We start from the raw sequence: 759 nt of genomic DNA on the forward strand, positions 1-759 counted from the left end.
GTGCGGCTCGCCGGCCGCGTCGCGCTGGCGCTCGGCTTCGGCTTCATGACGGCCTGCGCCAGCCTCCAGCTCGGCGCGCCGCGCCTGCTGATCGGGCTGTTCCTCGACGTCGAGGCACCCGCCAACGCCGCGGTGATGCCCTACGCGGTCGGCTTCCTCGGCTTCGCCGCCCTGTTCGCGGTGGCCGACGGGGTCCAGTCCGTCGCCCTCGGGATGCTGCGCGGCCTGCAAGATACGAAGGTGCCGATGCTGATCGCCGTCGGCGGCTACTGGGGCATCGGCGTACCCGCCGGCGCGGCGCTCGCCTGGGGGGCGGGGCTGCAGGGCTACGGGATCTGGCTCGGTTTCTGCGCCGGCCTGTTCGTCGTCGCGATCCTGCTCACCGCCCGCTGGCGCCGCCTGATCGCGCTTCGGGACCGCAGGCCCGGGCCCGCCGGGCCGCCCGCGCGATAGGAAACCCGATCCGTGTCGTCCTCCGGCACAGCTTGGCTTGACTTCGGGCGACGTGCGGTCGCATTGCACAGATTAGAACGATGATGCTCTGGTCCGCTCCGCACGGGCGGTCCGACGCGGCGGGCGAGATCGGATTCCCATCCGCCCGGGAGCGCTCCGCCGACCTGCCCGACGCCACGAGATCGGGCGACGGCACACTGGGAGATTGACGACCTTGGCGAACACCTCCGCCGCCGCGTCCACCGGCACCGCCGCCCCGGACGGAACCCGCCGCGACTTCCTGTACCTGGCCACCGGCGCGGGCGC

Annotated in this window: 1 protein-coding gene; it reads left to right on the forward strand. The window is 73.4% G+C overall.

The genetic code is table 11. From position 1 onward, the window contains the following. Window positions 1-453: MATE family efflux transporter (locus FV223_RS29105; protein WP_246689866.1), on the forward strand; the 453-nt coding region annotated here is incomplete at its 5' end. Between the last annotated feature and the right edge of the window lie 306 nt (window positions 454-759).

This window comes from Methylobacterium sp. WL116 (assembly GCF_008039455.1).
GTDB lineage: Bacteria > Pseudomonadota > Alphaproteobacteria > Rhizobiales > Beijerinckiaceae > Methylobacterium.